3 protein-coding genes and 1 pseudogene are annotated in these 3,943 nt (G+C 67.7%); all 4 read left to right on the top strand.

The genetic code is table 11. From position 1 onward, the window contains the following. A partial coding sequence (gene odhB / locus JWP65_RS18640; RefSeq protein WP_299766454.1) for a 2-oxoglutarate dehydrogenase complex dihydrolipoyllysine-residue succinyltransferase occupies positions 1-775 on the top strand: 775 nt, incomplete at its 5' end. A 151-nt stretch (positions 776-926) separates the two neighbouring features. Further along, positions 927-2,354, top strand: a complete 1,428-nt coding sequence (gene lpdA / locus JWP65_RS18635) for a dihydrolipoyl dehydrogenase (RefSeq protein ID WP_299766452.1) — start codon at positions 927-929, stop codon at positions 2,352-2,354. A gap of 87 nt (positions 2,355-2,441) precedes the next feature. Next, complete coding sequence (gene zapE, locus JWP65_RS18630; protein WP_299766450.1) at positions 2,442-3,539, top strand: cell division protein ZapE; 1,098 nt, start codon at positions 2,442-2,444, stop codon at positions 3,537-3,539. Next, positions 3,536-3,943, top strand: a pseudogene (locus tag JWP65_RS18625) (hypothetical protein); the annotation flags it as partial. The gene zapE and the pseudogene JWP65_RS18625, both read left to right, overlap by 4 nt.

The following is a 3,943-nucleotide window of genomic DNA, read 5'->3' as shown; positions in this document are numbered from 1 at the left end:
GGTGCCGGTGCCGACCGCGCCCAAGGCGGCGCTGCAGCACGTGGCCTCGCCGCTCGGTGCGCCCGACCTGGGCGAGCGTCCGGAGCAGCGCGTGCCGATGACGCGCCTGCGCGCCCGCATCGCCGAGCGCCTGCTGCAGTCGCAGTCCACCGCCGCCATCCTGACCACCTTCAACGAGGTGAACATGGCGCCGGTGATGGAGATGCGCAAGCGCTTCCAGGAGAAGTTCGAAAAAGAGCACGGCGTCAAGATCGGCTTCATGTCGTTCTTCGTGAAGGCGGCCGTCCATTCCCTGAAAAAGTACCCGGTGCTGAACGCCTCGGTCGACGGCAACGACATCGTCTACCACGGCTACTTCGACATCGGCATCGCGGTGGGTTCGCCGCGCGGGCTGGTGGTGCCGATCCTGCGCAACGCCGACCAGATGTCGTTCGCCGAGATCGAAAAGAAGATCGCCGAATACGGCGCCAAGGCGCGCGACGGCAAGCTGGGCATCGACGAGATGAGCGGCGGCACGTTCTCGATCTCCAACGGCGGCGTGTTCGGCTCCATGATGTCGACCCCCATCATCAACCCGCCGCAGGCGGCCATCCTGGGCGTGCACGCGACCAAGGACCGGGCGGTGGTGGAGAACGGGCAAATCGTCGTTCGCCCGATGAACTACCTGGCCATGTCGTACGACCACCGCATCATCGACGGCCGCGAAGCCGTGCTGGGCCTGGTCGCGATGAAGGAAGCGCTGGAAGACCCGGCGCGGTTGCTGTTCGATATCTGAGACCCGGAAGGGCCCAGGGTCGAGGGGCCATGGAGCAGGGAAGCAGCCGGACCGCGGCTTTCCACCTTGCCACTGCCCCCTTAGTCCCTGGACCCTAGCCCCAAGACCCTAGCTCCTAGCTCCTAGCTCCTAGCTCCTAGCCCCTCTCAACATGACCAAACAATTCGACGTCATCGTCATCGGCGGCGGACCCGGCGGCTACATCGCCGCCATCCGCGCGGCGCAGCTGGGCTTCACCGTCGCCTGCATCGACGAGTGGAAGAACGGCAAGGGCGGCCCCGCGCCCGGCGGCACCTGCACCAACGTGGGCTGCATCCCGTCCAAGGCGCTGCTGCAGTCGTCCGAGCACTACGAGCACGCCGGCAAGCACTTCGCCGAGCACGGCATCAACGTGAGCGGCCTGGGCCTCGACCTGGGCAAGATGGTGGGCCGCAAGGACGCCGTCGTGAAGCAGAACAACGACGGCATCCTGTACCTGTTCAAGAAGAACAAAGTCGCCTTCTTCCATGGCCGCGGCTCGTTCGCGAAGGCGTCCGACGCCGGCTACGAGATCAAGGTCAGCGGCGCCGCCGAGGAAACCATCACTGCCAAGCACGTGATCCTGGCCACCGGCTCCAACGCCCGCGCGCTGCCCGGCGTGCCGTTCGACGAAGAGACCGTGCTGTCCAACGACGGCGCGCTGCGCATCGCCAGCGTGCCGAAGAAGCTGGCGCTGATCGGCTCCGGCGTGATCGGCCTGGAGATGGGTTCGGTCTGGCGCCGCCTGGGCGCCGAAGTGACCATCCTGGAAGCGCTGCCCACCTTCCTGGGCGCGGTCGACGAGCAGATCGCCAGGGAAGCCAAGAAGGCCTTCGACAAGCAGGGCCTGAAGATCGAGCTGGGCGTGAAGGTCGGCGCGGTGGACAAGACTGCCAGGGGCGTTTCCATCGCCTGGACCAACGCCAGGGGCGAGGCGCAGCAGCTGGACGCCGACAAGCTGATCGTCTCGATCGGCCGGCTGCCCAACACCACCGGCCTGAACCACGACGGCGTGGGCCTCAAGCTTGACGAGCGCGGCGCGATCCTGGTGGACGACGAATGCCGCACCAACCTGCCCAACGTGTGGGCGGTCGGCGACGTGGTGCGCGGCCCGATGCTGGCGCACAAGGCGGAGGAAGAGGGCGTCGCGGTGGCCGAGCGCATCGCCGGCCAGCACGGGCACGTCAACTTCAACACCATTCCCTGGGTGATCTACACCAGCCCCGAGATCGCGTGGGTGGGCCAGACCGAGCAGCAGCTCAAGGCCGCCGGCGTGCAGTACAAGGCCGGCAGCTTCCCGTTCCTGGCCAACGGCCGGGCGCGGGCGCTGGGCGACACCACCGGCATGGTCAAGATGCTGGCGGACGCCAAGACCGACGAAATCCTGGGCGTGCACATCGTCGGCCCGATGGCCAGCGAGTTGATCGCCGAGTGCGTGGTGGCGATGGAATTCCGCGCTTCCTCGGAAGACCTGGCCCGCATCTGCCACGCCCACCCGTCGCTGTCCGAGGCGACCAAGGAAGCGGCCCTGGCCGTCGACAAGCGCACCTTGAACTTCTAGGATGTCTGCCCCCACGCTCGCCCATTGCGTGTGGGTCGCTGCCCCCCCAGGGGGCGCCGCCGCCTTGGGGCGGCCCGGCGCCGGCTGATGTCGGTCCGCGCCGTCTACGATGCGGAACTGAAGGCGCGCGGCTACCAGAGCGACCCCGCGCAGCTGCGCGCCATCGACCAGCTGGAGCGCTGCGCGAGCGAGTGGGGCGCCTACAAGGAGCAGCGGTCCAACGCCTTCAAGAAGCTGATCAACCGGCCGGCGATCCCGCGCGGGGTCTACATGTTCGGCGGGGTGGGGCGTGGCAAGAGCTTCCTGATGGACTGCTTCTACCAGGCAGTGCCGATCGTGCGCAAGACGCGGCTGCACTTTCACGAGTTCATGCGCGAGGTGCACCGCGAGCTGGCCGAGATGCAGGGCACGGTCAACCCGCTGGACGAGCTCGGCGAACGGATGGCCAGGCGCTACCGCCTGATCTGCTTTGACGAGTTCCACGTGGCCGACATCACCGACGCGATGATCCTGCACCGGCTGCTGGACGCGCTGTTCGCCAACGGCGTGGGCTTCGTCACCACCTCCAACTTCAAGCCCGACGATCTCTACCCGAACGGCCTGCACCGCGACCGCGTCCTGCCGGCCATCGCGCTGCTCAACGACAAGCTGGCGGTGATCAACGTGGACAACGGCACCGACTACCGGCGCCGCACCATGGAGCAGGTCAGGCTTTATCACGCGCCGCTGGGACCGCGGGCCGACGCCGAGATGAACGACGCCTTCACCCGGCTGGCCGAATCGCACGACGAAGACCCGGTGCTGCACATCGAACACCGGGAAATCCGCTCGCGTCGCAAGGCCGGCGGCGTGGTCTGGTTCGACTTCAGTGCCTTGTGCGGCGGGCCCCGCTCGCAGAACGACTACCTGGAGATCGCGACCCAGTTCCACACCGTGCTGCTGAGCGACGTGCCCCGGATGTCGGTGCGGCTGGCCTCGGAAGCACGAAGATTTACCTGGCTGGTAGACGTCCTTTACGATCGGCGTGTCAAATTGATCATGTCGGCGCAGGTCGAAGCCGAGGAGCTGTACACCGAAGGCCCCCTGGCCCATGAATTCCCTCGCACGGTCTCGCGCCTGAACGAGATGCAGTCGACCGAATTCCTGGGGCTGGAGCACCGCACCGTCGACACCCGCATCACATGAAGACCTTCACCACCCTCCTGCTCGCCCTGTTCGCCGCCTGGCCGGTGCAGGCGCAGGCGCAGGACGTCGATGTCCAGGTCGAACGCCAGCGGATCGGCGCCGAGCGCGCGGCCGCGGATGCGGCGTTCGAGGCGCGGGAGAAGGCCTGCTACGGCAAGTTCGGCGTCAACGACTGTCTCGATGCCGCGCGCAGGCGCCGCAATGAAGCGGTGGCCGACCTGCGTCGGCAGGAAGTCGCGCTCAACGACGCCGAGCGCAAGCGGCGCGCCGCCGAGCGGCTGCAGGACATCGACGCGCGGGCCGCGGCGCAACGCCAGCAGCAAGCCGCCGAGCGGCGCCAGCGGGCCTTGGTGGCGCAGCAAGAGCGTGAGGCGCGCGCGGTGCAGAAGGCCGGCAAGCGGCCT

The organism is Ramlibacter sp. (assembly GCF_028292805.1).
In the GTDB taxonomy this organism is placed as follows: Bacteria; Pseudomonadota; Gammaproteobacteria; order Burkholderiales; family Burkholderiaceae_C; genus Ramlibacter.
The sequence above is the reverse complement of the archived record's forward strand: the minus strand, read 5'-3'. Positions and strand labels throughout refer to the sequence as shown.